Below are 26202 nucleotides of genomic sequence, written 5' to 3'. Positions count from 1 at the left end.
GGTCGGGGCTCCCGCGGACGCGGGCATGGCGAGCGTACCTGGAGGAGGGGTGATAGGGCCGGGAGCGGGGGTGCCGGGCGTTGTTCCGCCGGGGCCGGTCAGTTCCAGTCGGTGAAGGAGGCGTAGCCCGCCTGCGCCATCGGGTCCACGGCTCCGTCGAGGTCTTCGGGGAGCAGGCTCCAGATGATCAGGTCGGTGCGGATCTCGGTCCACGGGGCGCCGGGGTCGTTGTCGGGCCGGGTGCGCACGATCCAGGCGTTGCGCAGCACGCCCTCGCTGATGCAGCCGATCTTCTGGGCGACCTGCTGGGAGGCGGTGTTGTCGGCGGCGGTGCGCAGCTCGATGCGCTCGAACCGCTGGGTGCGGAAGAGCCACCGGGCGACCGCGAGCACGGATTCGGTGGCGTACCCCTCGCCGCGTGCCCAGGGCGCGGTGACGTAGGCGACCTCGGTTGCGAGAGTGCGCCAGTCGGTGTTCCGCAGATGGATCGTGCCGACGAGCCGCTGGGTGAGGAATTCGGTGACGGCGAGGACGATGCCGCGGCCTTCCGCGCGTTCTGCAGGAGCGATCCTGCGCACCCAGTCCTCGGAGTCCTGCGTCGTGTACGGGTGGGGAACGGAGGTCCAGGCGGTGACCAGTTCGTCGTTCATCATCTCGGTGTGCGCCGCGATGTCGGCCTCTTCGAAGGGGCGCAGCACCAACCGCTCCGTGCTGATGGACACGTCCGGGAAGGTGGTAGTCATGCGCAGCTCCATGCCGAAGACCGTGAGACAAGGGTCGTAGCCGTAAAGGCACAGCATGCAACATCATGTGGCGGGTGTGCATGGCCGGGGTACCGGTACGCCGAGGCCCCGCGCACCATGGTCGGTGTGCGGGGCCCGCGTCAAGTGCCGTGACAGCGGCGTTACTTGAGAAGCATGCCGGGCGGGAGCCTTACTGCGCGGCACCGAAGGCCGGGATGACCGAGCCCTTGTAGGTGTCCTCGATGTACTGCTTCACCTCGGGGGAGTTGAGAAGCTCCGCGAGCTTCTGCACACGGGCGTCCTTCTCGTTGCCCTTCTTGACGGCGAGGAAGTTGGCGTACGGGTTGCCCTCGGCCTTCTCCAGCACCAGGGCCTCCGTGGCGGGCTCGAGTTCGGCCTCGATGGCGTAGTTGCCGTTGATGACCGCGGCGTCGACGTCGTTCAGGGCGCGGGGCAGCGTGGCGGCCTCCAGCTCCTTGAACTTCAGGCCCTTGGCGTCCTCGATGTCGGAGAGCTTGGCGTCCGCGCCGGCGCCGTCCTTGAGGGTGATCAGACCGTTGTCGGCAAGGAGCGCCAGCGCGCGGCCCTCGTTGGTGGTGTCGTTGGGGACGGCGACCGTCTGGCCGGCCTTGATGTCCTTCAGCTCCTTGGCCGACGCGGAGTAGAGGCCGAGCGGCTCCAGGTGGACATCGGCGACCGGGACGATGGTGGTCTTGTTCTTCTTGTTGAAGTCGTCGAGGTACGGCTTGTGCTGGAAGAAGTTGGCGTCGACCTGGCCCTGCTGGGTGGCGGTGTTGGGCAGGACGTAGTCCGTGAACTCCTTCACCTCGAGGTTGAGCCCGGCCTTCTTCGCCAGGTTGTCCTTGATGTAGTTCAGGATGTCGGCGTGCGGCGTCGGGGAGGCCGCGACGACGAGCGCCTTGGACGCGTCGGCCTTGGCGCCGGATCCGGACGCGGCGCCCGGGTCGGAGGCCGTCCCGCAGGCGGTGAGGCCGAGAGCAAGGGCGGCGGTGGCAGCGGCAGCGGTGAGCTTGGTGTTCTTACGCACGAAAAGTGCCTCTTTCTTGTGTGGAACGACGCCCGGACAAGGAGTGCGGGCCCATGGGGAGTGAGGTCTGGAGTCAGCTCGCGGTGCGGCCACGGCGGGCCAGCAGCCGTACGACGCCGTCTCCGATCAGCTGCACCGCTGTGACGATGGCGATCAGGATGACGACGGTGACGAGCATGAACTGGGTCTCGAAGCGCTGGAATCCATACGTGACGGCCTTGGATCCGAGGCCTTCGCCGCCGACCGCGCCGGCCATCGCCGAGTACCCGACGAGGACGATCACCGTGGTGGTGACGGCGGAAACGAGCGACGGCAGGGCCTGCGGGAGCAGCACCTTGCGGATGATCGTGGGGATGGAGCCGCCCATGGCCTGCACGGCTTCGATCAGGCCGTGGTCGACCTCCCGGACCGCCGTCTCCACCAGCCGGGCGAAGAACGGGATGGCTCCGACGGCCAGCGGCACGATCATCGCGGTGGGGCCGATGAAGGTCCCGACGACGAGGGTGGTGAAAGGGATCAGCGCGATCAGCAGGATGATGAACGGCAGTGAGCGGCCGATGTTCACGATCACGCCGACGGCCTTGTTCACCGGCGTGTTCTGCAGCAGTCCGCCCTTGTCCGTGAGGACGAGCAGCACGCCGAGCGGCAGTCCCCCGATGACGGTGACCAGGGTGGACCACAGCACCATGTAGAGGGTGTCGACCGTGCCCTGGCTGAGCAGGGGCTGCATCTCCGACCAGGTCACTTGGCGGTCTCCTTCGTGAGTACCGGGCCCTGGGCGGGCAGGGTGATCTTCTCGGTGGGTCCGTCGCCATCGACGACGTCGACCTGGAGGCCCTGCTCGCGCAGGAAGCCGACGGGGATGACGTTCTCCTCGTAGCGGCCGGGCAGTTCGATACGCATCCGGCCGATCTGCTTGCCGCCGACGGTGTCCATGGCGGCACCGAGGATCGATATGTCGATGTTGTAGGTACGCGAGAGCTGGGAGATCACCGGCTGGGTGGCGGCCTCGCCGTGGAAGGTGACGTCGATGACCGTGCGGTCGGTGCCGGAGGCCTCACCGCCCACCGGGAAGAGCTCGTCGGCGAGTTCGGAGCCGGGGGTCGCGAGCAGTTCGCTGACCGTGCCCGATTCCACGATCCGGCCCTTCTTCATCAGGGCGGCGGAGTCGCAGATCGACTTGACGACGTCCATCTCGTGCGTGATGAGCAGCACGGTCAGGCCGAGCTGCCGGTTGAGGTCGCGCAGCAGCTGGAGGATCGAGCGGGTGGTCTCGGGGTCCAGGGCGCTGGTCGCCTCGTCGGAGAGCAGGACCTTGGGGTCGCCCGCGAGCGCCCTCGCGATGCCGACGCGCTGCTTCTGACCGCCGGAGAGCTGGGCCGGATAGGCCTTGGCCTTGTCGGCGAGGCCGACGAGGTCGAGCAGTTCGAGAGCCTTGCGGGAGCGTTCGGCGCCGGAGACGCCGAGGATCTCCAGGGGCAGCTCGATGTTGTCCTTGACAGTGCGCGAGGACAGCAGGTTGAAGTGCTGGAAGACCATGCCGATACGGCTGCGCGCCTCGCGCAGTTCCCTGGAGGCGCGGCGACCGCGTCCGGCGAGCGCTGTGAGGTCCTGGCCGGCCACTGTCACGGTGCCGGCGGTGGGGCGCTCGAGCAGGTTGACGCAGCGGATGAGCGAGGACTTTCCGGCTCCGCTCTGACCGATGACGCCGAAGACCTCGCCCTCACGGACATGGAGGTCGACGCCGTCCAGGGCGGTGACTTCGCGGGTTCGGGACTGGTGGGCCCGGTAGATTTTCGTCAGGCCCGTAGTGGTGATCACAGGGGTTTCCGTCACTGTCGAGTGCACGGCGCGGTGTCCGCCGGGCAGGGGGCATTTCTTCGTTCGGACAGTCGGCGCAGGAGGGCCGGTCCCGGCTCATGGCCGGGGGCGGCGTGCGCGCGGGGGCAGGCCGGGTCCGGGTGCGTTCCAGGTGGAGCTTCGGACACGGCTCGGCTGTCGGTCTCGCTTCGGGGCGCGAGGCTCAGGCAGGGGCCCTCAGAAGGCGCACATTCGACACAGACAACGAGCACCGGGCGTCGTGATCGCCTCGGTCGCAAGGGTGCGGCTGCTCGTCCTGGTCATGGCGGCAAGTAAAGCAGACTGCATGCTGAACCTATCTCCGGTGTCCGTATACCGGACGCAGGGTGCGCAGTATGTGGACGGATCACTCCGCTGTGGTGATCTCCACGCCATCCACCGTGGCCTGCGCGGACACGGACGAGAGGTCGGGGACGACGATGTCGGCGATCAGCTCGGACGCGGCGTGCGTTGTGGTCAAGGCCACGGTCGTCATACCGGCGGCCCGCCCCGCGGCGAGGCCGGCCGGTGCGTCCTCGAACACCACACAGCGCGCCGGGTCCACGCCCAGGAGCCGGGCGGCGCGGAGATACGGCTCCGGGTCGGGCTTGCCGCGGGTCACGTCGTCGGCGGCGATCATCGCCTTGGGCCGTATGCCGGCCTCCTCGAGGCGGGCCTCGGCCAGCCTGCGGGTCGCAGAGGTGACGACGGCCCAGCGGTCGGCGGGCAGCCGGTCCAGAAGCGCGGCGGTTCCGGGCAGCAGCTGCACTCCCCCGGCGACATCCTCGACCTCCAGCTGCTCGATGCGGGCCAGGGCCTCGGGGACCACGGCGGGGGGCAGCAGATCGGCGGCTATCTCCACGGCCGGCCGGCCGTGGAGTTCGATACGGGCGAAGTCCTCCGCCGCGATGCCGTACTCGTGCGCCCATCGGGTCCAGCAGCGGTTCACCGACTCCAGGGAGGAGACAAGGGTTCCGTCGTTGTCGAACAGGAGCGCTTCGGCGTGGATCTTCATGGTTCCCGACCCTAGGCCAACCCGCGGCGCGCCCTGGTGCCCGGCCCCCTGCGCACTCGGGGCCGGGCGCATCCGGCCCTTCGGCCCGTAATACTCTCGGAGCCATGCTTGACGCCCTGACGGTCGCGGTCGCCGTGGCCGCGACCGCCCTCACCGCATGGTGCGGCTTCGCCGCCTTCCGCGATCAGCCCACCAAGGACTGGCACTTCATCGGCATGGCCGTGGTGTCGGTGCTCGCCTTCGCGCAGCTGGTGGTGGGGATCGTGCAGCTGGCGAGGGGCGAGAAGGCCGACGAGGGCACCGCGATCTTCCTGGCCTATCTGATCGGGGCCTTCGCCGCAGTGCCGGCGGCCGGATTTCTGTCGCTGGCCGAGCGCACGCGATGGGGATCGGCGACGGTGGCCGCCGGCGCGGTGGTGCTGGCGGTCCTCGAAGTACGCCTCTACGACATCTGGGGAGGCTGACGATGCCCGAGCCGCTCACCGACGGGGCGCAGCAGCGGAACGGGCAGAGCGACCGCCCGGAGCGGGCCAGGCTGGTCGGGGGCCCGGGGCTGCTGCTGGTCTGGCTGTACGGAGTGATGTCGGTCGGCGCCGTGTCGCGCTCCGTCTACCAGATCCTGACCGACTTCGGCTCGGCCCCGCTGGCCCATGTGCTGTCCGCGGTCGCGGCCGTCGTGTACGCGTTCATCACCTACACCCTGGTGCGCGGCGGGGAGGCGGCCCGCAGGGCGGCGCTGGTGTGCTGCGCCGCCGAGCTCGCGGGCGTACTGATCGTCGGGACCTGGACCGTCCTCGATCCGTCGGCCTTCCCCGACTCGACCGTGTGGTCCACGTACGGGATGGGCTACCTCTTCATCCCGGTGCTGCTGCCGGTCACGGGCATGCTGTGGCTGCGCCGGGCGCGCAGCCTCGGGGCGTAGCGGGCGGGAGCGTCAGGCGCTGGCCGCGTATTCAGCGGCGGCCGCGTCCTTCTCCAGCGTGACGAGGGTGAGCCGGGGTCCGACCTGCTCGCTGGACACGGGGACGTAGCCGCGGCTGCGGTACAGCCGCAGATTGCCCTCGCTGCGGTGTCCGGTGAACAGCTGGAACCGCTTGGTGCCGGCGTCCCCGGCGAAGCGTGTCTCGATCGCGTCGAGCAGCCGGCCGCCCAGGCCGTGGCGCTGCATCCGCGGGTGCACGATGAGCTTGGCGATCCGCGCGGTGCCGGTCTCGTCGACCCTGGCACGCACGGAGGCGACGACTTCGTCCCCGAGCTTGGCCACCAGGGCGTGCCCCTGGGCGATTTCGGCCGTGAGGTCGGCGAGCGACTGGGTCAGGGGCTCGATCCCGTAGTCGCCGTAGAGTTCGGCCTCACTCTGATAGCACAGATACTGCAGCTTGAGGATGTGCTCCGCATCGTGCTCAGCTGCCGCTGAGATGGTCACGCTCATGCCCATGTGCGCATGCCTCCCGCTCACCTGTCCTGCCGGTTGTCTACCGCTCCTTTCCCAAATGTTCAGGAGCTGCAACCTCTGCCGCGAGCATTCTGCGCAGACATCCCAGGCAGCGGGAACGCATGGGTCCCAGACTGCCTTGTGAGATTCCCAACGTCCCTGCGATTTCCCGGTAGGTGGGGTCCTGCGGGGACAGCATCGCGGTCAGCAGCCGTGGGCAGTTCCCGGGGGTGCGGGCCACCGCGGCGCGCAGTGTGCGCCGCCGCTCCGAGCGGAGCACGGCCCGCTCCGGGGTGCAGGCCGGGTCGCCGGCGCGATCGGTGGACGGGTCGGTGGTGTAGGGCAGTTCACGCGCGGCCGTGCGGCGGGCTCGGCGCGCCTCCGCCCGTACCGCCGTCCTGACCCACCGGGCGGTGTCCGGCGGCGGCCCGTCCCCGTCGAGCCGTTCCAGCAGCCGTACCCATACGGCCTGTTCCAGATCGTCCGGTTCGAGTGCGGTGCCGGGGGCCTCGGCCGTGGCCTCGGCGCTGACCAGCGGGCCGAGTGCGCTGACGACATGGGCGGAGGTGCCGGCGGCCGGGACGGGGAGCTCATCGAGAACGGTCATGCCCTGCGGGACGTGCCGTCGAGGGCGCCCGGTTGCCCGGCGACGGCACAGTCACCCGTACGGGCGGCGGGTGACCGTGCCGTGGACGCTCGGCCGGCTCGTCGGGACTCAGCCGCGGAAGTCGGCGGCCGCCAGCAGTCCGGTGTCCGGATTGTCGGTGAAGATCCCGTCGATTCCGGTCTTGAAGTACACCTCGAGCGCACCGAACGCGTCGCCGTATGCGTTCGGGTCGGTACCGCGCCGGAAGTCGGCGGGCAGGAAGCTGTTCTCGTTGCGCAGGGTGTACGGGTGCAGGATCAGGCCCTTCGCGTGGGCGTCCCGGACCAGCGTGGTCGGCTCGGTGAGCCTGCCGGTCGCGTCCTTGGGGATGATCAGATCGAGCAGCGGGCCGATTCCCTGCGCGAACGAGGCGATCCACTTCAGCCCGTCGGGCTTGACCAGGTCGGCGACCGTGCGCGGGTCGCCCGACGTGCGGAAGTCCCACGGCCGGTCGTCCGGGGTCCACAGCAGGACCACGCGCGGCGTGTCGACGAGCCCGGCCATGCGCTTCATGCTGGTCGGCTCGAAGGACTGCAGGAACTGCGGGGAGTTCGCGCGGTGGCGGCCGTAGCGGCGCAGCAGCCTGGCGAGCCGCTCCTCGAGGCCGAGACCGAGACCGCGGAAGTAGGTGGGGTGCTTGGTCTCCGCATGCAGCCAGACCGGAGCGCCGCGCCGGCGGCCCTCCTTCTCGGCCCAGCGCAGCACCTCCTCGAAGGTGGGCACGGTCCAGCGGCCGTCGTAGAGGGTGTTCTCCTGGCGGGTTCCCGGGATGCGCTCCTTGGCGCGCAGCGTCTTCAGCTCGGCGAGCGTGAAGTCCTCGGTGAACCAGCCGGTGATGCTGACGCCGTCCACGGTCTTGATGGCCTTGCGGGAGGCGAACTCCGGGTGGTCGGCCACGTCGGTGGTGCCGGTGATGTCGTTTTCGTGACGGCATACGAGATGGCCGTCCTTGGTGGGCACCAGGTCCTGCTCGATGACATGGGCGCCCATGTCGAGGGCGAGCTGGTAGGCGCCGAGCGTGTGCTCGGGCCGGTAGCCGCTGGCTCCGCGGTGGGCGATGACCGTCGGCACGGGCAGATCCCGGTACGACGGCCGGTGGCCTTGGTGGCGCTCACCGGCGGGTGACGCCTGTGCCGTACCCGCACCCGCGCCGACCCCTATCGCGGCGGTGCCGAGAACCGCGGCTCCCAGTACGCTGCGCCGGCCCGGACTGCTGCTCGCACCCTGTGTCATCGAGTTCCTCCGTGTGATGTCCCGCACCTGTCAGGCGGACGCCTGATGCTAGGCAACTACGCCTTACCTACGGCGGATCCTGGGCCAACACCGTGAAAACTCGGGTCAACACTGCGTATCTCTCGCGTGAACCCGACGTGCGAGGGGGTATGACCCGCGAGTATCGTCCTCACCTGCATGGACTTCTCGGCCGCCGCACACTCTGCCGGCCGTGGACCTCCCGCCGGCCCCTGATTGATCCGTCCCTGACACCGGAGGACCCGTTGTCCCGCTTGTCGCTCATCAAGGCAGTGCTCGGGCCGATCCTGCGCCTGATGTTCCGGCCCCGCGTGGAAGGCGTCGAGAACATCCCCGGGACGGGAGCGGTGATCCTCGCCGGCAATCACCTCACCTTCATCGACTCGATGGTCCTGCCGCTCGTGTGCGACCGGCCGGTCCACTTCATCGGCAAGGACGAGTACGTCACCGGCAAGGGCATCAAGGGCCGGCTCATGGCCTGGTTCTTCACCGGCGTCGGCATGATCCCGGTGGACCGCGACGGCGCGAACGGCGGTGTGGCCGCGCTGATGACCGGCCGGCGGGTGCTCGAGGAGGGCAAGGTCTTCGGCATCTACCCGGAGGGCACCCGCTCCCCCGACGGCCGGCTCTACCGCGGCCGTACGGGCATCGCGCGGCTGACGCTGATGACAGGTGCGCCGGTGGTGCCGTTCGCGATGATCGGCACCGACAAGCTCCAGCCGGGCGGCGCGGGTCTGCCGCGCCCGGGCCGGGTGACGGTCCGCTTCGGCAAGGCGATGGAGTTCTCCCGGTACGAGGGAATGGACCGGGACCGCTATGTGCTGCGCGCCGTCACGGACTCGGTGATGGCCGAGGTGATGCAGCTGTCCGGCCAGGAGTACGTGGACATGTACGCGACGAAGGCCAAGGCGGCGTAACCCCCGCGTGGGACCTGAGGTGGCCCCCGGTGCCGTGTGCACCGGGGGTCACCTCGTTGTCCGCGTCAGTGCTCGATGCCGACCGCGTCAGTGATCGATGCCGTCGGCCAGCTTCTGGCCGCGCAGCAGGAACCATGCGGCGACGGCGGTGGCCAGGAGTACCGCCGCGCCGACGCCCGTGGCGAGCCGCAGCCCGTCCACGAAGGCGTCCTGGGCGGCGGTGATCAGCTCCGCGCCCTGCTGCTGCGGCAGTGCGGCTGCCGCCTCGACGGCCCCGCCGAGCGACTCGTGCGCGGCGGATGCCGGCCCGGCGGGCACACCGGCCGGGGTGGCGAAGTCGCGGTAGGCGCCGGTGACGATCGAGCCGAGCAGGGCGATGCCGAGGGCCGCGCCGAGTTCGTACGCCGTCTCGGACACCGCCGAGGCGGATCCCGCCTGCTCCTTGGGAACGCTGGAGAGGATGACGTCCGCCGTGACGGTGAACGAGAACCCGGCGCCGATTCCGACGACGAGCAGAGCAGCGCCGAGCAGCGGGTAGCCGGTGGACCGGTCGACCAGGGTCATCACGGCCAGCGCGATGCCCACGGCGGCAAGGCCCGCGGCCACCACGGACCGTACGGTGAACCGCCGGGCGACCGTACCCGCCATCAGACCGGTGACCACCGCGCCGATCGCGGCGGGCAGTTCCGCGAGCCCGGCCTCGAACGGCTGCCGCCCCTGGACCAGTTGCAGGAACTGGGACAGGAAGAACACCAGGCCGGACAGGCCGAGGATGGTCAGCAGATCCGCGAGGACCGCGCCGGAGAAACCCGGGTGCCGGAACAGCCGCATGTCGAGCAGCGGCGCCGGGAGCGTGAGCTGCCTGCGGACGAATCCGTACAGGGCGGCGGCACCGATCAGGGCGGCCACGCCGGCATCCGAGCCCGGCCCGTGGGTCGCGGCCTCCTTGATGGCGTAGACGATGCCGACCACACCGATGAGGGACAGCACGACGCTGATGAGGTCCCAGGGCCCGGCGACCCGGTTCTTGGACTCGGGCAGCAGCCTGATGCCGACGATCACCAGCACCGCCATCACGGGCAGGTTGATCAGGAAGACGGAGCCCCACCAGAAGTGCTCGAGCAGGAAGCCGCCGACGACCGGGCCCACGGCCGCGCCCGCGGAGGCCATCGCGCCCCAGATGCCGATGGCGAAACTGCGTTCCTTCGGGTCGTGGAAGATGTTGCGGATCAGCGCCAGCGTGGACGGCATCAGGGTCGCGCCCGCGACACCGAGCAGCGCCCGGGCGAGGATCATCATCTCGGGGCTGGTGGCGTACGCGTTGAGCACGGAGACGGCACCGAAGGCGACGGCCCCGGTCAGCAGCAGCTTCTTGCGGCCGATCCGGTCTCCGAGGCTGCCCATGGAGACGAGCAGACCCGCGATGACGAACGAGTAGATGTCGCCGATCCACAGCAGCTGCGTGCCGGTCGGCTGGAGGTCCTCGCTGAGGAACGGGGTGGCGAGGCCGAGCACCGTGGCGTCGACGGCCACCAGCAGAACGGCGAGCACCAGGACAGCGAGCGCCAGCCAGCGCCCGGGGCGGTACACGGTGTCATCCGTCCCGCTCGTACGCTGGACGGTACTGCTGGTCATTTCTCCACACTCCGTCGTGCTCCGCCGAGCAGCAGCTCGGCGATCATGTACTGGAAGTCCTTCTTGGCGACCCGGCCGTCCAACACGGCCCAGGCGCAGCTGCCCATGAGGCCGTAGAGCGCCTCGGTGAGCCATGCGGGTGTGAGGTCGATGCGGAACTCGCCCTGCTCCTGGCCGCGCCGGAACAGTGCCGAGACCCGGGCGTCGAGCCGGGACCAGCCCTCGTTGACCTGGTCGCCCTCGAACAGCTGGTTCTCGGTGACGAGGAAGGCCAGCAGATCGGCGGCGGGCTCCATCTCGGCGATGAGCCGCCGCAGCGCGTCGCTCGCGCCGCCCGTCTCGAGACCGGCCCGGTCCAGGGCGGCCTCGAACTCCTGGATCCCCAACTGCTCCAGCGCCTTGACCAGCGCCTCCCGCCCGGCGAAGTGCCGGTGCAGGGTGGCGCGGCCGATACCCGCGGCCCGGGCGACCTCGTCCATGGTGGCGGTCGACCGACGGGACAGCAGGGCGGCGGCGGTGCGCAGCACGTGTTCACGATCCATGGCCATGAGACAACCATACCCCACATGAGACATCAATGTCTCATTCAATGCATGAGCGTCCCACTGTTGCCGCAGATTCTCAGGCTGCACCACCGGCGGCGTCCACTCTCGTCGAGGAACAGCCACCCGCACTCCGGGCCGGGGCAGGCACGGATCGTGAAGCGCCTGGGGTCTGCCAGCAGATCCGCGGCGCTGCGGGCGACGCACCACAGGGGCAGCAGCAGACCGGCGGAAGGGGTGATCCGCCAGCGGCCGAGGCCGTCCTCGCCCCGGGTGAACACAGCGGAGCCGGCGGCGTCCTCGGCGACAGAGGCCACCGCTGCGAAGGCCCGGACATCGTCCGGATCGGTCAGACAGGCGTACAGCCGCCTGCGGAATTCCCGGGCCCGCTCCAGCGCGGCAGCGGCCTCGGCGGGGTGGTCGGCCGCCTGCTTGAGCAGTCCGGCAACCACCCATTCCTCCGCCAACCCGTGATGGCCGGCCCACACGGCGAGCGTGGCGTAACGGCGCAGCCACTCCGAGCCGGGCCTCTTCGGGCCGCCCCAGCCGGCGTACGTGTTGCAGAACTCCAGCGCGGGATGCCCGCTGGTGATCCAGGGCAGCCACTCGTCGCCCACCCGTACCGCGTGGACGGGCACGGACGGCCGGATCAGCCCTGGATCCACGCGCAGAATGCGGTCGTGCAGGGTCGCCAGCTCCGGGCCGGGCTCGATGCCGAGTCCGCTCACGAGCGCCTGGCGCGTGCGGCGGTACAACTGCAGGGCATCGGCCTGGCGGCCGCTGCGGTACAGCGCGGTCATCTGGACCGCGACCAGCCGTTCGCGCTCGGGGTGGAGCGGGACCAGCGGAGTCAGATCCGTCACGACGCGGTCGTGCAGCCCCAGGGTGAGCTGGGCATCGGCGCGCTGCTCGAACGCGGACAGCCGCAGCTCCTCGAGCGGGCCGCCGAGCCGGTCACGCAGGGGCCCGTCGGCGACATCGGCGAGCAGTGGGCCGCGCCACAGGCCGAGCGCCAGGTCGTAGAGACGCACGCGGTGCGCCCGGTCGCCTGCCGCGGTGGCCTGCCGGACGAGGCTGCCGAACTCCTGGGCGTCGATCTCGTGGGTGCCGGGCTCGATGCTGTACCCGTCGTGCCGGGTCTCGACCTCGAGGCCGTAGGGAGTCAGGGCGGCACGCAGGCGGCCGATGTAGGTGTGGACGGTGCCCCTGGCGGCGGCCGGCGCATCCCCGTGCCACAGGAGATCGATGAGGCGCGCGGTGGTCACCACGCGGCCCGCGTGCAGCAGAAGGATCGACAGCAGACAGCGCTCCTGGCGGCGGCTGCCCACCAGGACCCGCTGTCCGTCGTGGCGGGCCTCGAAAGGTCCGAGCAGCTGGAACTCCATGGCTGCGGCGAGCCTAACCGGGCGGAGCGGGCCGGTCCCAGCCCTGGTGAGTCTGTGGTCAGGGGACCCGGAGAGGCTCGGGCCGACACATCACCCCTCTCTTCAGGGAGACATCGTGCGACGAACTGTTGTTGCTCTCACGGCACTTGCCGCCGCGGCCCTCGGCGCCGCTCCGGCTTCGGCATCGGCCGGCACCGATGCGGGCTGGGAACCCGCGCCGTCGACGCCGTGGGACGTCGCTGCGGGCGTGCGCTGCGATTTCCCCGTGCACGGTGAGCCGATCGTGGACGAGGTGGTGCAGCGCGTGCTCTCCACTCATCCGGACGGCTCGGCGAAACTGGTCGCGTACAAGGGCGACCTGGTCATCAGGGTCACGAACACCGACACCGGTGACTTCTACGACGCCGACGCGAGCGGCTCGGCGCTCGTCGACCACGGCACCGACGGCTCCCAGTTCTGGACCGTGCTCGGTCCCGTGCTGGTGGGCGTCGGCGAGGGGCGCGGGAACCTGCCGCGCAGCCTCTACATCATCGACGGCGCGTACACGATGGACATCAGCCCGACCGGGTACAAGACCGTGACCATGGCGCATGGTTCGCGCACCGACATCTGCGAGCAGATCGACTGAGGCCGCCGGACCCGCGCCCGGTCGCCCAGGAGGTGAGCGCGGCGAGCAGTTCCAGCACAGTCGGGTCGCGCTCACGCTCACGTTCACCACAACCCGATGCAGGAACAGGGCAGTGAACGCAGGGCCGTTGCCGACCAAAAGCCTCAAGGCAGCCACCGCGACGGATCCCGGATGGGGCCGGCGGCACGGGCGTACACGGGGCGTCGTCGCTTCGCGAGGAGACTGTTCGGCCACCGGACGACAAAGGGCAAGGAGTACCCACTCCTTGCCACTCTCAACTTATAGCGCGCTGGGGGGCTTGCGGCAAGGCCCCGGGTGTCCCGCAGAATCCTCGGCCGAGGCCGGAAACCGCGGAAGGTGAGAGTCGCGAAATGCGTGTGCTGTTGTCGACGTATGGATCGCGCGGGGACGTCGAACCGCTGGTGGGGCTCGCGGTGCAGTTGCGCGCAGTCGGCGCCCAGGTGCGGGTGTGCGCGCCGCCGGACGAGGACTTCGTGCAGCGGTTGGCCGGCGTCGGCGTGCCGTTGGTGCCGGTCGGCCCGTCGGCGCGCGCGCTGACGAAGGCGGCGCCGCCGCCGTCATCCATGCCCCGGTACGCGGCCGAGGTGATCTCCAGTCAGTTCGGCGCGGTCACCGCGGCGGCCGAGGGATGCGATGCGCTGGTGGCGACCGGCATGATGCCGGCCGCGGCCGGCGCCCTGTCGGTCGCCGAGAAGCTCGGCATCCGCTCCGTGTCCGTGACCTTCCAGCAGCTCACCCTGCCGGCGCCGCACCGTCGGCCGCTGGCGTATCGGGGCCGGCCGTTCCCGCCGGAGGTGACGGACAACCGGGTGCTGTGGGATCTGGACGCCCAGAGCATCAACGCGCTGTTCGGTGAGGCGCTCAACACGAACCGGGCGTCGATCGGTCTGCCACCGGTGGACAACGTCCGGGACTACGTCATCGGCGGCCAGCCGTGGCTGGCGACGGACCCGGTCCTGGACCCGTGGCGGCAGACGCCGGACCTCGACGTCGTCCAGACCGGCGCGTGGGTGCTGCCCGACGAACGCCCGCTCCCCGCCGAGCTGGTGGCGTTCCTGGACGCCGGCACACCACCGGTGTACGTGGGCTTCGGCAGCATGCCCATGCACACGTCGACGGACGTCGCCCGGGTGGCCGTCGAGGCGATCCGGGCGCAGGGCCGCCGCGCGGTCGTGGCGGGCGGCTGGGCCGATCTGTCCCTGATCGACGAGCGGGACGACTGCTTCGCCGTCGGCGAGGTCAACCAGCAGGCACTGTTCGGCCGGGTGGCCGCCGTCGTACACCACGGCGGCGCGGGCACCACGACGACGGCCACCCGGGCCGGCGCGCCTCAGGTGGTGGTACCCCAGGGGGTGGACCAGCCGTACTGGGCCGCCCGGGTGGCCGACCTGGGCATCGGCACGGCACACGACGGTCCGACCCCGACCTTCGAGTCCCTGGCAGCCGCGCTCGGCACCGCCCTGGCCCCCGAGACCCGCGCACGAGCTACCGCCGTGGCCGCCACGATCCGCACCGACGGAGCAACAGTGGCCGCGAGACTGCTGCTCGGCGCGATCAGCCGAGACAGGCCGCCCATGTCCGCGTGAACACACGGGATCGTCGAGCCAGGACCCGTAACGCAACAACCTGCGAACCCTGGCGACCTGAACCGACAACGGCCATGTGGTCCACGTCAGGCAGAGCGTTGCCCGTCATGGCCACCTGGTCCCTCACGCCGGTTCGGACGCCTACTGCGCGCAATGGCTGCAAGCGGCCTCAGATCGGAGCTCTAGAAGTGAACCCCCTGACCACCAGCGCGTTCGACCTTCCCGACCACCTCTCTCCCAAGGCCGACCCGACGCTGACCGCCGGCGATGAGCAGCACTTCGCGGCCATCACGGAGTGCCTCGAGCAGTCGATCGCCGAGCTGTCCGATCACCTCGATGCCGCGCGCAGGGCGCCCGGCGGCCTGGGCCGGCAGGCGATGGACCGGGACATGGAGGTCCACCGGCTGACCGCCCGCCTGCGCGCACTGCGTCGCTTCGGTCTGGACCTGTGCCTCGGACACATGGCCGGCGCCGACAACCCCGAGCCTGTCTACGTCGGACGACTCGGCCTTACGGACAGTACGGGCCGACGGCTGCTGCTCGACTGGCGCTCCCCCGCGGCTGAGCCGTTCTTCGGAGCCACCCACGCCAACCCGATGGGTCTGGCAAGCCGCCGCAGGTATCGCTGGACCGGCGGCCTGATCAGCGACTACTGGGACGAGGTGTTCACCGCGGACGGGTTTGCCGGGCACGCCGCGCTCGACGACCAGTCCGCCTTCATCGCGAGCCTGGGCAGTAACCGGTCGGCACGGATGCGAGACGTGCTCGGCACCATCCAGGCCGACCAGGACGCCATCATCCGCGCGGGATCCCGCGGCGCTCTCGTCGTCGACGGCGGTCCGGGTACGGGGAAGACCGTCGTCGCTCTGCACCGCTCCGCCTACCTGCTCCACTCCGACCCCCGTCTCGGTCACCGCCGGGGCGGCGTGCTGTTCGTCGGTCCCCACCGGCCCTACCTGGCCTACGTCTCCGACGTCCTCCCCAGCCTCGGAGAGGAGGGCGTGCAGACGTGCACCCTGCGGGACCTCGTCGCCGAGGGAGCCGCAGCGGCGATCGAGGCCGACCCGCACGTGGCCCTCCTGAAGTCGTCCGCGAACATGGTGGAGGCGATCGAGACGGCCGTCAGGTTCTACGAGGAGCCGCCCGCCGAGGGGATGACGGTCACGACCCACTGGTCCGACATCCGGCTGAGCGCCGACGACTGGGCCGTGGCGTTCGAAGCAGCGGAACCCGGTACTCCGCACAACGAGGCGCGCGACCAGATCTGGGAGGAGCTGCTCACGATCCTGGTGGACAAGCACGACGGCGACGACGTCTCGTCCGACCTGCTGCGCAAGTCGCTGCTGCAGAACAGGGAACTGCTCACGGCCCTCAACCGCGCGTGGCCGCTGCTCGAAGCGGCCGACCTCGTCGGAGACCTGTGGTCGGTCCCCGCCTACCTGCGCAAGTGCGCTCCCTGGCTCAGCCGCGATGACGTGTCGAAGCTGCAGCGCGGGGACGCCCAGGCCTGGACGGTGTCCGACCTGCCGCTCCTGGACGCGGCACGGCAGCGGCTCGGCGACCCGGAGGCGTCACTGCGCAAGCGTCGGCACAAAGCCTCTGTCGCCGCCGAACGCGAGCGCATGGCCGGCGTCATCGACAACGTGCTCGAGGCCGATGCCGACGGTGAAGGCGCGGTGACGATGCTGCGCGGACAGGACCTGCGGGACACCCTGGTCGACCAGACCGCACGGCCCGGCACCGAACCGGACCTGCTCGCCGGCCCGTTCGCGCACATCGTCGTGGACGAGGCTCAGGAACTGACCGACGCGGAGTGGCAGATGCTGCTGCTCCGCTGCCCGTCCCGGAGCTTCACCATTGTGGGGGACCGTGCCCAGGCCAGGCACGGGTTCACGGAGTCGTGGCAGGAACGGCTCGAGCGGATCGGGCTCGACCGGATCAGCCTGGCCTCCCTGAGCATCAACTACCGGACGCCGGAGGAAATCATGACGGAGGCCGAGCCGGTCATCCGGGCCGTGCTCCCGGACGCCAACGTGCCGACCTCCATCCGCAGCGGCGGCGTCCCCGTCCTGCACGGGGCTGCTTCGGATCTGAGCTCGATCCTCGACACGTGGCTCGCCGCCCATGCCGACGGGATCGCCTGTGTCATCGGCGATCCCGCGTTCCGGACGACGTCCCGCGTCCGGTCGCTGACCCCGGAGCTGTCGAAGGGGCTCGAGTTCGACCTGGTCGTCCTCGTCGACCCGGAGGCGTTCGGCAACGGCATCGAAGGAGCGGTCGACCGCTATGTCGCGATGACCCGAGCGACGCGGCAACTCGTCATCCTCACGAGCTCCTGACGCCGGCCGGGCGAACGCCCGCTCCCGGCCGGGTCGGTGGCCCACCAGGCGCTGCTCGGCCGGGTCGCCGCCGTCGTGCACCGCGGCGGCGCGGGCACGACGACGGCGGCCGGGGGACCTGTCCGTCGAAGGTCAGTTCTTCGCGGTCGCCCACGCGTGCTGGACCGCCAGGTCCGCCTTGATCTCGGCGAGCTGGACGGCGACGGCGGACGGAGCCGTGCCGCCGCGCCCGTTGCGCGAGGCGAGCGCGCCGGGGACGTCGAGCACGGTGCGCACCTCGGGCGTCAGGTGCTCGGAGATCTTCGCGAACTGTTCGTCGGTGAGCTGGTCCAGCTCGATGCCGTGCTGCTCGCACTCCTTGACGCACTCGCCGGCGACCTCGTGCGCGACCCGGAACGGCACTCCCTGCTTGACCAGCCACTCGGCGATGTCGGTGGCGAGCGAGAAGCCGGCCGGGGCGAGCTCCTCCATCCGCTCCCGGTTGACCGTGAGGGTCGCCATCATCCCGGTGAACGCCGGGAGCAGCACCTCGAGTTGGTCGCAGGAGTCGAACACCGGCTCCTTGTCCTCCTGAAGGTCGCGGTTGTACGCGAGCGGGAGCGCCTTCAGCGTGGCGAGCAGGCCGGTCAGGTTGCCGATGAGGCGGCCGGACTTGCCGCGAGCGAGCTCGGCGATGTCCGGGTTCTTCTTCTGCGGCATGATCGACGAGCCGGTGGAGAAGGCGTCGTGCAGGGTCACGAAGGAGAACTCCTTCGTGTTCCAGATGATGATCTCCTCGGCGATCCGGGAGAGGTTCACACCGATCATCGCGGTGACGAAGGCGAACTCGGCGACGAAGTCACGCGAGGCCGTGCCGTCGATGGAGTTGCCGGCGGAGCCGTGCTCGAAGCCGAGGTCGCGGGCGACCGCCTCCGGGTCGAGGCCGAGCGAGGAGCCGGCCAGCGCGCCGGAGCCGTACGGGGAGACCGCCGTCCGCTCGTCCCACTGACGCAGCCGCTCGGCGTCCCGGGACAGCGACTGGACATGGGCCAGGACGTGGTGGGCGAACAGCACCGGCTGGGCGTGCTGGAGGTGCGTGCGGCCCGGCATGGCGACGTCCGGGTGGGCCTCGGCGAGGCCGACGAGGGCGTCCTGCAGCTCGGCGATCAGGCCGCCGATGATCCGGGCGTGGTCGCGCAGATACATCCGGAAGAGCGTGGCGACCTGGTCGTTGCGGGACCGGCCGGCGCGCAGCTTGCCGCCGAGGTCGGGGCCGAGCCGCTCGAGCAGGCCGCGCTCGAGTGCGGTGTGGACGTCCTCGTCGGCGATGGTGCCCACGAACGAGCCGTCGGCGACATCGGCTTCGAGCCGGTCGAGGCCGGCCAGCATGCGCGTCAGCTCGTCCTCGGTCAGCAGGCCTGCCTTGTGCAGCACCCGTGCGTGGGCACGGGACCCGGCGATGTCGTACGGCGCGAGACGCCAGTCGAAGTGGACCGACGCGGACAGCTTCGCCAGGGCCTCGGCGGGACCGTCGGCGAAACGGCCGCCCCAGAGCCGTACGTCACCGCTGTTGCTGCTCACTTGCTCTGCTCCTCAAGACGGGTGATGTGCGACCTCCCCCGGGCCCGGGGGCCTGGGGGACCTCCACCTCACCGTAGCGGTGAGGCAGCGGTTGCCGGGCCGGCTGTTACGCCAGGTCCCGCTTGGCGGCGATCTTCTGGGACAGGCCGAAGATCTCGATGAAGCCCTGCGCCTTGGACTGGTCGAAGGTGTCGCCCGAGTCGTAGGTCGCCAGGTTGAAGTCGTACAGCGAGGAGTCCGACTTCCGTCCGGTGACGACCGCGCGGCCACCGTGCAGGGTCATCCGGATGTCGCCGGTGACGTGCTGGTTGGCCTCGTTGATGAAGCCGTCCAGGGCGCGCTTGAGCGGGGAGAACCACAGGCCGTCGTAGACCAGCTCGCCCCAGCGCTGCTCGACCTGCCGCTTGTAGCGGGCGAGCTCGCGCTCGACGGTGACGTTCTCGAGCTCCTGGTGGGCGGTGATCAGCGCGATCGCGCCCGGGGCCTCGTAGACCTCACGGGACTTGATGCCGACGAGCCGGTCCTCGACCATGTCGATCCGGCCGATCCCCTGGGCGCCGGCCCGCTCGTTGAGCTGCTGGATCGCCTGAAGGACGGTGACGGGCTTGCCGTCGATGGCGAGCGGGACGCCCTCCTTGAAGGAGATGACGACCTCGTCCGCCTCGCGGGGGGTGGCCGGGTTCGAGGTGTACTCGTAGATGTCCTCGATCGGCGCGTTCCAGATGTCCTCCAGGAAGCCGGTCTCGACGGCCCTTCCGAAGACGTTCTGGTCGATGGAGTACGGCGACTTCTTGCTGGTGGCGATCGGGAGCTGCTTCTCCTCGCAGAACGCGATCGCCTTGTCCCGGGTCATGGCGTAGTCACGGACCGGGGCGATGCACTTCAGCTCGGGAGCGAGGGCGACGATACCGGCCTCGAACCGCACCTGGTCGTTGCCCTTGCCGGTACAGCCGTGGGCCACGACCGAGGCGTCGTGCTTCTTCGCGGCGGCGACGAGGTGCTTGACGATGGTGGGCCGGGAGAGGGCGGAGACCAGCGGGTAGCGGTCCATGTAGAGGGCGTTGGCCCTGATCGCCGGAAGGCAGTACTCCTCGGCGAACTCGTCCTTGGCGTCGGCGACCTCCGCCTCCACCGCACCGCAGGCGAGCGCGCGCTTGCGGATGACGTCCAGGTCCTCGCCGCCCTGGCCGACGTCCACGGCAACGGCGATGACCTCGGCGCCCGTCTCCTCGGCGATCCAGCCGATGGCGACGGAGGTGTCCAGACCGCCCGAGTAGGCGAGTACGACGCGCTCGGTCACTGGCTTCTCCTTCGGTGCATTCGGTGATGGGTATAACTATGCAATCCTCCGTATGTTTTGTCAATGCAAGCAGGAATGCGCTGGTGAGGCGTGCCCCTGCGGCTCGTACGGAGGCGGGCAGGCCGGGAAAACTCTGCGGACGTCTCCGTATCCGGTGCCCGCCCGGCTGCGCGACAGGACGGGGCGGCTCGCCGCCCGCATCACCGTCGACCACGGTCCGGCTCTCCGCGTGGCGCCCCACGCACACACGCCGGGCCGCCTTCCGGCTGCTGAAGGCGCACGGCGGGCTGAGCGAACCGAGCGCTGCAGTGGCCTTGTCGGCCGACACCGACCCCCGGCTGCGCCGAATCCGCCGTGCAGCGTTGGCTGGACGAGGTTCCGCGGGGCGACGCCGGCGTGGACGGGTTGCTCCGGCAGTGCACCCATTTGCTCAGCGACTACGTGATGAGCGGTATGCGGAGCCGCGTCGGCCTCAATGCGTGAACGCCCGGCCGGGCGGCCGGACGGGGCCGATAATTCAGCCATGGGGCAAACGTATGAACGCATAGAGGGCCGGATCCGCGAATTCATCGAGCAGCAGCCGGTCTTCTTCACGGCCACCGCGCCGCTGTCCGGAGACGGACACGTCAATCTCTCGCCGAAGGGGCGCAGCGGGACGCTCGTCGTCGTGGACGCCACGACGCTGGCCTACATCGACTTCGGCGGCAGCGGGGCCGAGACCATCGCCCATGTGCGCGAGGAGGGCAACGGGCGCATCACGCTGATGTGGTGCGCGTTCGCCGGGCCGCCCAAGGTGCTGAGGGTGCACGGCCGCGGCGAGGCGATCTTCCGGGACGACCCTCGTTGGTCCGCCTGGATCGGCCACTTCGAGCAGGTCGACGGCCCGAGCGCCCGCGCGATCATCGTCGTCCGCGCAGTGCGGATCAGCGACGCCTGCGGTTTCGCGGTGCCGTTCATGGACTACCGCGAGGAACGCACCCAGCACGCTGAGCACTTCGGCCGCAAGACGGACGAGGAGTTCGCGGCGTACTGCGAGAAGAAGGAGCACGTCGCCGTGAGCCTGGACGGGCTCCCCGCCCTCCCGCTGCCGCTTCCCGCCCGCACCGACTGAAGCGCACTCACCCGCGCCCGCCCCGCGGTCCTGCACCCGAGCGGCGCAGCCCGGACGGCGGGCGCACCGAGGCGGGGCTTAGCATCGTGAACCATGCGCCCTCGTCCTGCACTTGGCATCGTGCTGCTGTTCCTGCTCGCCTCGGGTTCCGTCGCGGCCGCGCCCGACCCCGTTCCTACGCCCCTGCCCGCCCGTATGGCGGACACCGGCGGCGGCAGCCAGCTGATCACCGCCGAGGCCCCGGGCCCCGGGTCCACGACCGGGAAGGTCACCTGGTGGGACCGCCGTCCGGACGGGCAGTGGGTGGCCGCGGGTTCGACGGACGCCCGTTTCGGTGCGAACGGCCTGGTCGAGGGCGACAGCCGCAAGCAGGGCACCTCCACCACACCGACCGGGCTGTTCGGCATGCCGTACGCGTTCGGGATCAAACCGGCGCCCGTCGGCACCGACTACCGGTACCGCAAGGTGACCGAGCGCTCCTGGTGGTGCCAGGACAACGCGGCCCGTACGTACAACCGCTGGGTGGAAGGCCTGCCCAGGGACTGCCGGGGCACCGAGTCGGAGCATCTGGTCTCGTACACCACGCAGTACGCCCACGCCCTCGTCATCGGTTTCAACTACGACCGTCCGGTGCGCGGCCGGGGTGCCGGCATCTTCCTGCACGTCAACGGGCGTGGCGCGACGGCCGGTTGCGTGTCCGTCCCGGAGTCGGCCATGGTGAAGATCCTGGCCTGGGCCGACAGGTTCCGCCATCCGCACATCGCGATCGGAACGGCCTCCGGGCCCACGGCCATCACCCGCTACTGACGCACAGCCGGCCCACAGCTGACACAAGCGCCCCGCAGATTGAACTCCTGGAGGCTCGTCTCCGTATCCACCTGAGCGATACGGAACAGCCGAGGAGCAGCGGTGGCGATGATTCAGAGCGGTCGGGCCGCCAGGCGCCAGACCATGCGCGCGATCCGGCCCAGGCGCAACCCGGCAGTGATGCTGCTGGGCCTTGCCTGGGCGGGCGCGGCGGCAGTGCTGTGGCTGTGGTGGCAGAACACGGCCGTGGTCGGGATGAACACCGCCGAGTGGCTGATCGGGGCGGGCCGGATCACCGGCCTGCTCGGCGGGTACATGATCGCGCTCGTGGTGCTGCAGATGGCGCGTGTGCCGGCACTGGAACGGCGCGTGGGTTCCGACCGGGCGACCCGCTGGCACGCGATGAGCGGCCGGTATGCGATCAGCCTCGTCGTCGCGCATGTCGTCCTGACCGTCTGGGGCTACGCCGTTCAGGCCCGTACCGGTGTCGTCGAGCAGACGGTCACCGTGGTCCTCGACTTCCCCGAAATGATCAAGGCGGCGATCGGCACCACACTGCTGCTGGTGGTCGGCTTCGTCTCGGCCGGCGCGATACGCCGCCGGATGCACTACGAGACCTGGTACTACCTCCATCTGCTCACCTACGCCGCGGTGTACCTGACCTTCTGGCACCAGCTGGCCACCGGCACCGAGTTCGTGGCGAACCCGACCGCACGAACGGTCTGGTACGTCCTGTACGCGGCAGTCGGTGCGCTGCTCGTCTGGTACCGGGTCCTGGCGCCCGTGCGGCTGAACCTCTGGCACCGGATGCGGGTCGAGTCCGTGGTGGACGAGGCGCCTGGCGTGGTCTCCGTGCTGATCAGCGGGCGGCGGCTGCACCGGCTCGGTGCTCAGGCGGGCCAGTTCTTCCGCTGGCGGTTCCTCACCAAGGGCCTGCGCTGGAGCGCCAATCCGTACTCCCTGTCCGCCCCTCCCCGCCCTGATCTGCTGCGTATCACCGTCAAGGCCGTCGGCAAGCACAGCACGGCCCTGTCCGAGCTTCAGCCCGGGACGCGCGTCTGGGCGGAGGGTCCGTACGGCGCGATGACCGCAGGACGGCGGAGCCGGAACAAGGTGCTGCTGATCGCCGGCGGAGCCGGTATCACGCCGCTGCGGGCGCTGTTCGAGACGCTGCCCGGCGGTCCCGGGGATCTGACCCTGCTCTACCGGGCCGGCAAGACCCAGGACCTGGCGCTGTGGAGCGAACTGCGGGAGATCGCGGACGCCCGCAGCGCGCGGCTGATGTACGCCGTGAACGGGCCGGACGGGGCGCGGCCCGAGATCACGACCGAGCGCCTCACACAGGTGCTGCCCGACATCGATGAGCACGACGTCTACCTCTGCGGGCCGCCCGGTCTGGCCGAGGAGTCGTACAACGCACTGCGCGCGGCGGGCGTGCCCTCCCGCCGAATCCACCACGAGTCGTTCGAGATGTGAGGCCGTCCATGAAGAGGAAACATCCGCTGCGCCGGATCATGATCGGCATCGCAGGCACCACGTCGGCCGTCGTCCTGCTGCTCGCACTGAAGCAGCCGGGCACCTCGGTGGCCGGCTCGTCGTCGCAGGCCGGCGGCGTGCCGCCGGCCGCTTCGGGGTCCGCGGGGAGCGGGCTGGAGGCGGCCGGCGGTCAGACGGTGCTGGGGGACGTGGCCGAGACCCAGTACGGGCCGGTACAGGTCCAGCTGACCCTGAGCGACGGCAGGATCACCGCGGCCACGGCCGTGAAGGCTCCCGGCTCGGACGCCAACAGCCGGAAGATCGCCGCTGGTGCCGTACCCGAACTCAACCAGGCCGTCGTCGCCGCGCAGAGCGCACAGATCGACGCCGTCTCCGGCGCCACGTACACGAGCCAGGGCTACATCAAGTCCCTGCAGAGCGCCATCGACAAGGCCGAGGCGGCGGGGGCGGAGGAGGACGGCCCCGGTGAGGGAGCCGGCGCGGGGGCCGCATTGCCCGGACCGGACGCAGGGGCCGGCACCGGCGGGTCGGGGGCGGCGTCCGGCACGGGCGACGCCGGGGCCGGAGGTGCCTCGGGCACCGGCGGGGGCGGGGGCTCGGAGCCGGCCGCGCCCAAGACGGTTGTCGGCGCTGCGGCGAGCACCCAGTACGGCGACGTCCAGGTGCGGATCACCGTCAGCGGCGGCAGGATCACCGCGGCCGACGCCGTCAAGGCACCGGACTCGGACGCCAACAGCCGGAAGATCGCCGCCAGGGCCGTGCCCGAGCTCAACCAGGCCGCCGTCGCCGCGCAGAGTGCGCAGATCGACGCCGTCTCCGGCGCCAGCTACACGAGCGAGGGCTACATCAAGTCCCTGCAGAGCGCCATCGACAAGGCAGGTCTGTGAAGGCCGGCGGGGCGCGTCTGCGCCATGTCGAGCACTCGATGGGCACGGTGTTCTCGTTCGACGTCCGCGTCGCCGCCGAGAGCGACACCTCACGGGTGCAGGCCGCACTCGCCGCCGCCGTGGCGAGCCTGCACCACGCCGACGAGACCTTCTCGACGTACCGCGAGGACAGCCAGTTGAGCCGGCTGTCCCGGGGCGAACTCTCACTCGGCGACTGCGTCCCGGAGATGGCCGAGGTGCTCCAGGGATGCGAGGAGGCCGAGGCCGAGAGCGAGGGATGGTTCACCACCCGGTACGCGGGCGGTCTCGACCCGACCGGCCTGGTCAAGGGCTGGGCCGTGCAGCGTGCGGTGCGCATGCTCGCCTCGTCCGGCGCGGATGCCGTCTGCCTGAACGGCGGCGGGGACATCCAGCTGTACGGCGGCCCCTGGCGCGTGGGAGTCTCCGACCCTCTGCGTCCCGGAGGACTGGCAGCGGTGATCGAGGCGCACCGGAGCCTGGCCGTGGCCACATCGGGTCCTGCTGAGCGCGGCTGCCACATCCTCGACCCGCACACCGGGCGGCCACCGGCCGCCGGCATCGCCTCGATGACCGTCGTCTGCCCCGGGCTCACCCGGGCGGACGTACGCGCGACGGCCGCGTATGCGATGGGTGACCGGGCCCGCGCATGGCTGGAGGAGCTGCCCGACACGGAGGGCTTCGCGGTCTCCGCCGACGGCTGCACGTGGCAGACCAGCGGCTTCGCCCGCCATACGGCGAAGCTGGCGGCATGAGGCGGGTACGCTGCCGCCCGCCCGGCCTGATGCCCACCCTGTCGTGAACCCCGACCGCGCCGGTGCGTTCGGGCCCGGCGGGCGGACCGCGTGCTCACCCCGCGGCGCCCGACAGCCCGAGGGGCAGCCTGCCGCTGCACCGCCCGGCCGCTGAGGACGGTCGGGCCCCGGCCGCACGCGCCGGGTCACCCGTTGCGGGCGCGGCGCGAAGTGCTCACTCGCCCGGAACCGGCCACGGGCGGCGGCAGGTGCGAGGCGAAGAGGGCGGCAGCCTCGGGACAGGCGACCGAGGCCGCTTTGAGTCCGACCGATCCGAGGCCCTTGCGGCCCGGCTGCCGGCCTTGACCATGCGACGACCACCCGCCTTCGGTGGCCTGCCGCCCGCGGGCCGGTCCGGCGACACGGCGGTCGCACGACGCCTCGGACCCGACAGCCCCGCCCGCCGGCCTTGACCACGCGACGACCACCCGGCTTCGGTGGCCTGCCGCCCGCGGGCCGGTCCGGCGACACGGCGGTCGCACGACGCCTCGGACCCGACGGCCCCGCCCGTCGGGCGCGTCGGCCACTCTCCGTCCCGACGGCCCTGCCCGCCGTCCCGTGCGGTCACCCGCCCCGGACCGTCCGGCCCGAGGCGGAGGAACTGTTCCGTACGCGGACAGCCGCAGGGGGCCGGGCCCCGGCCGGGTGCCCCTGTCAGCGGTCGTTCTGGGCCAGACGCAGCAGATGGTCCGCGAGCGCCTGTCCGCCCTGGGGATCACGGCTGATCAGCATCAGCGTGTCGTCGCCCGCGATCGTGCCGAGAATGTCGTGGAGTTCGGCCTGGTCGATGGCCGAGGCCAGGAACTGGGCTGCGCCCGGCGGCGTACGCAGGACCACGAGATTGGCCGAGGCCTCCGCGGAGATCAGCAGTTCACCGGAGAGGCGCCTCATGCGCTCCTCCTTGGCCGACTCACCGAGCGGGGCCTGCGGGGTGCGGAAGCCTCCCTCACTGGGTACCGCGTAGATCAGCTCGCCGCCGGTGTTGCGGATCTTCACCGCGCCCAGCTCGTCGAGGTCGCGGGAGAGCGTCGCCTGAGTGACGTTCAGTCCGTTGTCCGCGAGGAGCTTCGCCAGCTGGCTCTGGGAGCGCACCGGCTGCCGGTTGAGGATGTCCACGATCCGGCGGTGGCGAGCCGTGCGCGTCTGCGGTACGGCCGGGCCGCTGTGCTCGGTGTCCTGGCCCTCGGTCATCGTCGTC

The 26202-nt window shown here is 70.7% G+C and carries 25 protein-coding genes; 11 read left to right on the top strand and 14 right to left on the bottom strand.

Annotation, left to right across the window (positions count from 1 at the left end; all coding sequences use genetic code 11):
- Positions 1 to 98: 98 nt before the first annotated feature.
- From OHS70_RS30685 to OHS70_RS30665, 5 genes are all read right to left on the bottom strand, one after another.
- Positions 99 to 800 carry a GNAT family N-acetyltransferase gene (locus tag OHS70_RS30685; protein WP_328402739.1) on the bottom strand — a complete coding sequence of 234 codons (702 nt, stop codon included), beginning with the start codon at positions 798 to 800 and terminating at the stop codon, positions 99 to 101.
- Between the two features lie 133 nt (positions 801 to 933).
- Positions 934 to 1791 carry a MetQ/NlpA family ABC transporter substrate-binding protein gene (locus OHS70_RS30680; protein ID WP_328402737.1) on the bottom strand — a complete coding sequence of 286 codons (858 nt, stop codon included), beginning with the start codon at positions 1789 to 1791 and terminating at the stop codon, positions 934 to 936.
- Positions 1792 to 1864: 73 nt separating this feature from the next.
- Positions 1865 to 2536, bottom strand: a complete 672-nt coding sequence (locus tag OHS70_RS30675) for a methionine ABC transporter permease (RefSeq protein ID WP_328402735.1) — start codon at positions 2534 to 2536, stop codon at positions 1865 to 1867.
- Positions 2533 to 3612, bottom strand: a complete 1080-nt coding sequence (locus OHS70_RS30670; RefSeq protein ID WP_328402733.1) for a methionine ABC transporter ATP-binding protein — start codon at positions 3610 to 3612, stop codon at positions 2533 to 2535. Before OHS70_RS30670 ends, OHS70_RS30675 begins: the two co-directional genes overlap by 4 nt.
- Before the next feature lie 385 nt (positions 3613 to 3997).
- A complete protein-coding gene (locus tag OHS70_RS30665) occupies positions 3998 to 4645 on the bottom strand; it encodes an HAD-IA family hydrolase (protein WP_328402731.1) in 648 nt (215 codons plus the stop codon).
- A 104-nt stretch (positions 4646 to 4749) separates the two neighbouring features.
- Between OHS70_RS30665 and OHS70_RS30660 the strand changes: the two genes are divergently transcribed.
- Both OHS70_RS30660 and OHS70_RS30655 read left to right on the top strand, forming a co-directional pair.
- On the top strand, positions 4750 to 5109 hold the full coding sequence (locus tag OHS70_RS30660) for a hypothetical protein (protein WP_328402729.1): 360 nt from the start codon (positions 4750 to 4752) through the stop codon (positions 5107 to 5109).
- A 2-nt stretch (positions 5110 to 5111) separates the two neighbouring features.
- Complete coding sequence (locus OHS70_RS30655; RefSeq protein ID WP_328402727.1) at positions 5112 to 5567, top strand: hypothetical protein; 456 nt, start codon at positions 5112 to 5114, stop codon at positions 5565 to 5567.
- 12 nt (positions 5568 to 5579) lie between these two features.
- Here OHS70_RS30655 and OHS70_RS30650 read toward each other — a convergent pair whose 3' ends face one another.
- The 3 genes from OHS70_RS30650 to OHS70_RS30640 all read right to left on the bottom strand — a co-directional run bounded on the left by OHS70_RS30650 (position 5580) and on the right by OHS70_RS30640 (position 7959).
- Positions 5580 to 6083 carry a GNAT family N-acetyltransferase gene (locus OHS70_RS30650; RefSeq protein WP_328402725.1) on the bottom strand — a complete coding sequence of 168 codons (504 nt, stop codon included), beginning with the start codon at positions 6081 to 6083 and terminating at the stop codon, positions 5580 to 5582.
- 37 nt (positions 6084 to 6120) lie between these two features.
- Positions 6121 to 6687: an RNA polymerase sigma factor gene (locus OHS70_RS30645; RefSeq protein WP_328402723.1), complete on the bottom strand. Its 567-nt coding sequence runs from the start codon at positions 6685 to 6687 to the stop codon at positions 6121 to 6123.
- Between the two features lie 108 nt (positions 6688 to 6795).
- A complete protein-coding gene (locus OHS70_RS30640; RefSeq protein WP_328402721.1) occupies positions 6796 to 7959 on the bottom strand; it encodes a glycerophosphodiester phosphodiesterase in 1164 nt (387 codons plus the stop codon).
- A gap of 245 nt (positions 7960 to 8204) precedes the next feature.
- On the opposite strand from OHS70_RS30640, the gene OHS70_RS30635 reads away from it, so the two are divergent.
- Positions 8205 to 8894 (top strand): lysophospholipid acyltransferase family protein, encoded by a 690-nt coding sequence (locus OHS70_RS30635; protein ID WP_328406030.1) that lies wholly within the window; start codon positions 8205 to 8207, stop codon positions 8892 to 8894.
- 87 nt (positions 8895 to 8981) lie between these two features.
- Here OHS70_RS30635 and OHS70_RS30630 read toward each other — a convergent pair whose 3' ends face one another.
- The 3 genes from OHS70_RS30630 to OHS70_RS30620 are packed head-to-tail and all read right to left on the bottom strand — an operon-like array spanning position 8982 to position 12456.
- A complete protein-coding gene (locus OHS70_RS30630) occupies positions 8982 to 10529 on the bottom strand; it encodes an MFS transporter (RefSeq protein ID WP_328402719.1) in 1548 nt (515 codons plus the stop codon).
- The gene (locus OHS70_RS30625) at positions 10526 to 11077 is read right to left on the bottom strand and encodes a TetR/AcrR family transcriptional regulator (RefSeq protein WP_328402717.1); all 552 of its coding nucleotides are present in this window, start codon (positions 11075 to 11077) and stop codon (positions 10526 to 10528) included. Before OHS70_RS30625 ends, OHS70_RS30630 begins: the two co-directional genes overlap by 4 nt.
- Positions 11078 to 11115: 38 nt before the next feature.
- Positions 11116 to 12456, bottom strand: coding sequence for a BTAD domain-containing putative transcriptional regulator (locus OHS70_RS30620; RefSeq protein ID WP_328402715.1), 1341 nt, complete (start codon positions 12454 to 12456; stop codon positions 11116 to 11118).
- A 115-nt stretch (positions 12457 to 12571) separates the two neighbouring features.
- On the opposite strand from OHS70_RS30620, the gene OHS70_RS30615 reads away from it, so the two are divergent.
- From OHS70_RS30615 to helR, 3 genes are all read left to right on the top strand, one after another.
- A complete protein-coding gene (locus OHS70_RS30615; protein ID WP_328402713.1) occupies positions 12572 to 13084 on the top strand; it encodes a hypothetical protein in 513 nt (170 codons plus the stop codon).
- A gap of 371 nt (positions 13085 to 13455) precedes the next feature.
- Positions 13456 to 14691, top strand: coding sequence for a glycosyltransferase (locus tag OHS70_RS30610; protein WP_328402711.1), 1236 nt, complete (start codon positions 13456 to 13458; stop codon positions 14689 to 14691).
- 188 nt (positions 14692 to 14879) lie between these two features.
- On the top strand, positions 14880 to 17030 hold the full coding sequence (helR, locus tag OHS70_RS30605) for an RNA polymerase recycling motor ATPase HelR (RefSeq protein ID WP_328402709.1): 2151 nt from the start codon (positions 14880 to 14882) through the stop codon (positions 17028 to 17030).
- Positions 17031 to 17162: 132 nt separating this feature from the next.
- On the opposite strand, the gene argH is transcribed toward helR, so the two are convergent.
- Entirely contained in the window at positions 17163 to 18590 is a 1428-nt protein-coding gene (argH, locus tag OHS70_RS30600; RefSeq protein WP_328402707.1) for an argininosuccinate lyase, read from the bottom strand.
- 106 nt (positions 18591 to 18696) lie between these two features.
- Entirely contained in the window at positions 18697 to 19890 is a 1194-nt protein-coding gene (locus OHS70_RS30595) for an argininosuccinate synthase (protein ID WP_328402705.1), read from the bottom strand.
- 523 nt (positions 19891 to 20413) lie between these two features.
- On the opposite strand from OHS70_RS30595, the gene OHS70_RS30590 reads away from it, so the two are divergent.
- The 5 genes from OHS70_RS30590 (at position 20414) to OHS70_RS30570 (ending at position 24965) form a co-directional block, all read left to right on the top strand.
- Positions 20414 to 21001, top strand: a complete 588-nt coding sequence (locus OHS70_RS30590) for a pyridoxamine 5'-phosphate oxidase family protein (RefSeq protein WP_328402703.1) — start codon at positions 20414 to 20416, stop codon at positions 20999 to 21001.
- Positions 21002 to 21094: 93 nt separating this feature from the next.
- The gene (locus OHS70_RS30585) at positions 21095 to 21808 is read left to right on the top strand and encodes a L,D-transpeptidase family protein (RefSeq protein ID WP_328402701.1); all 714 of its coding nucleotides are present in this window, start codon (positions 21095 to 21097) and stop codon (positions 21806 to 21808) included.
- A 108-nt stretch (positions 21809 to 21916) separates the two neighbouring features.
- A complete protein-coding gene (locus OHS70_RS30580; protein WP_328402699.1) occupies positions 21917 to 23284 on the top strand; it encodes a ferredoxin reductase family protein in 1368 nt (455 codons plus the stop codon).
- A gap of 8 nt (positions 23285 to 23292) precedes the next feature.
- Positions 23293 to 24192, top strand: coding sequence for an FMN-binding protein (locus OHS70_RS30575; protein ID WP_328402697.1), 900 nt, complete (start codon positions 23293 to 23295; stop codon positions 24190 to 24192).
- 38 nt (positions 24193 to 24230) lie between these two features.
- Entirely contained in the window at positions 24231 to 24965 is a 735-nt protein-coding gene (locus tag OHS70_RS30570) for an FAD:protein FMN transferase (protein WP_328406028.1), read from the top strand.
- Positions 24966 to 25658: 693 nt separating this feature from the next.
- Here OHS70_RS30570 and OHS70_RS30565 read toward each other — a convergent pair.
- A complete protein-coding gene (locus OHS70_RS30565; protein WP_328402695.1) occupies positions 25659 to 26195 on the bottom strand; it encodes an arginine repressor in 537 nt (178 codons plus the stop codon).
- Positions 26196 to 26202 lie beyond the last annotated feature (7 nt).

The sequence above is a fragment of the Streptomyces sp. NBC_00390 genome, from assembly GCF_036057275.1.
GTDB lineage: Bacteria > Actinomycetota > Actinomycetes > Streptomycetales > Streptomycetaceae > Streptomyces.
This window is presented reverse-complemented; position numbering and strand designations above follow the sequence as displayed.

Bases quoted from the DNA above. Each gene is read 5' to 3' on its own strand.
- OHS70_RS30585 (WP_328402701.1), top strand. From the start codon at position 21,095: ATGCGCCCTCGTCCTGCACTTGGCATCGTGCTGCTGTTCCTGCTCGCC.
- OHS70_RS30620 (WP_328402715.1), bottom strand. From the start codon at position 12,456: ATGGAGTTCCAGCTGCTCGGACCTTTCGAGGCCCGCCACGACGGACAG.
- OHS70_RS30665 (WP_328402731.1), bottom strand. From the start codon at position 4,645: ATGAAGATCCACGCCGAAGCGCTCCTGTTCGACAACGACGGAACCCTT.
- OHS70_RS30570 (WP_328406028.1), top strand. From the start codon at position 24,231: ATGGGCACGGTGTTCTCGTTCGACGTCCGCGTCGCCGCCGAGAGCGAC.
- OHS70_RS30590 (WP_328402703.1), top strand. From the start codon at position 20,414: ATGGGGCAAACGTATGAACGCATAGAGGGCCGGATCCGCGAATTCATC.
- OHS70_RS30630 (WP_328402719.1), bottom strand. From the start codon at position 10,529: ATGACCAGCAGTACCGTCCAGCGTACGAGCGGGACGGATGACACCGTG.
- OHS70_RS30660 (WP_328402729.1), top strand. From the start codon at position 4,750: ATGCTTGACGCCCTGACGGTCGCGGTCGCCGTGGCCGCGACCGCCCTC.
- OHS70_RS30655 (WP_328402727.1), top strand. From the start codon at position 5,112: ATGCCCGAGCCGCTCACCGACGGGGCGCAGCAGCGGAACGGGCAGAGC.
- OHS70_RS30685 (WP_328402739.1), bottom strand. From the start codon at position 800: ATGCTGTGCCTTTACGGCTACGACCCTTGTCTCACGGTCTTCGGCATG.
- OHS70_RS30645 (WP_328402723.1), bottom strand. From the start codon at position 6,687: ATGACCGTTCTCGATGAGCTCCCCGTCCCGGCCGCCGGCACCTCCGCC.
- OHS70_RS30565 (WP_328402695.1), bottom strand. From the start codon at position 26,195: ATGACCGAGGGCCAGGACACCGAGCACAGCGGCCCGGCCGTACCGCAG.
- OHS70_RS30580 (WP_328402699.1), top strand. From the start codon at position 21,917: ATGATTCAGAGCGGTCGGGCCGCCAGGCGCCAGACCATGCGCGCGATC.
- OHS70_RS30575 (WP_328402697.1), top strand. From the start codon at position 23,293: ATGAAGAGGAAACATCCGCTGCGCCGGATCATGATCGGCATCGCAGGC.
- OHS70_RS30640 (WP_328402721.1), bottom strand. From the start codon at position 7,959: ATGACACAGGGTGCGAGCAGCAGTCCGGGCCGGCGCAGCGTACTGGGA.
- OHS70_RS30650 (WP_328402725.1), bottom strand. From the start codon at position 6,083: ATGGGCATGAGCGTGACCATCTCAGCGGCAGCTGAGCACGATGCGGAG.
- OHS70_RS30625 (WP_328402717.1), bottom strand. From the start codon at position 11,077: ATGGCCATGGATCGTGAACACGTGCTGCGCACCGCCGCCGCCCTGCTG.
- OHS70_RS30610 (WP_328402711.1), top strand. From the start codon at position 13,456: ATGCGTGTGCTGTTGTCGACGTATGGATCGCGCGGGGACGTCGAACCG.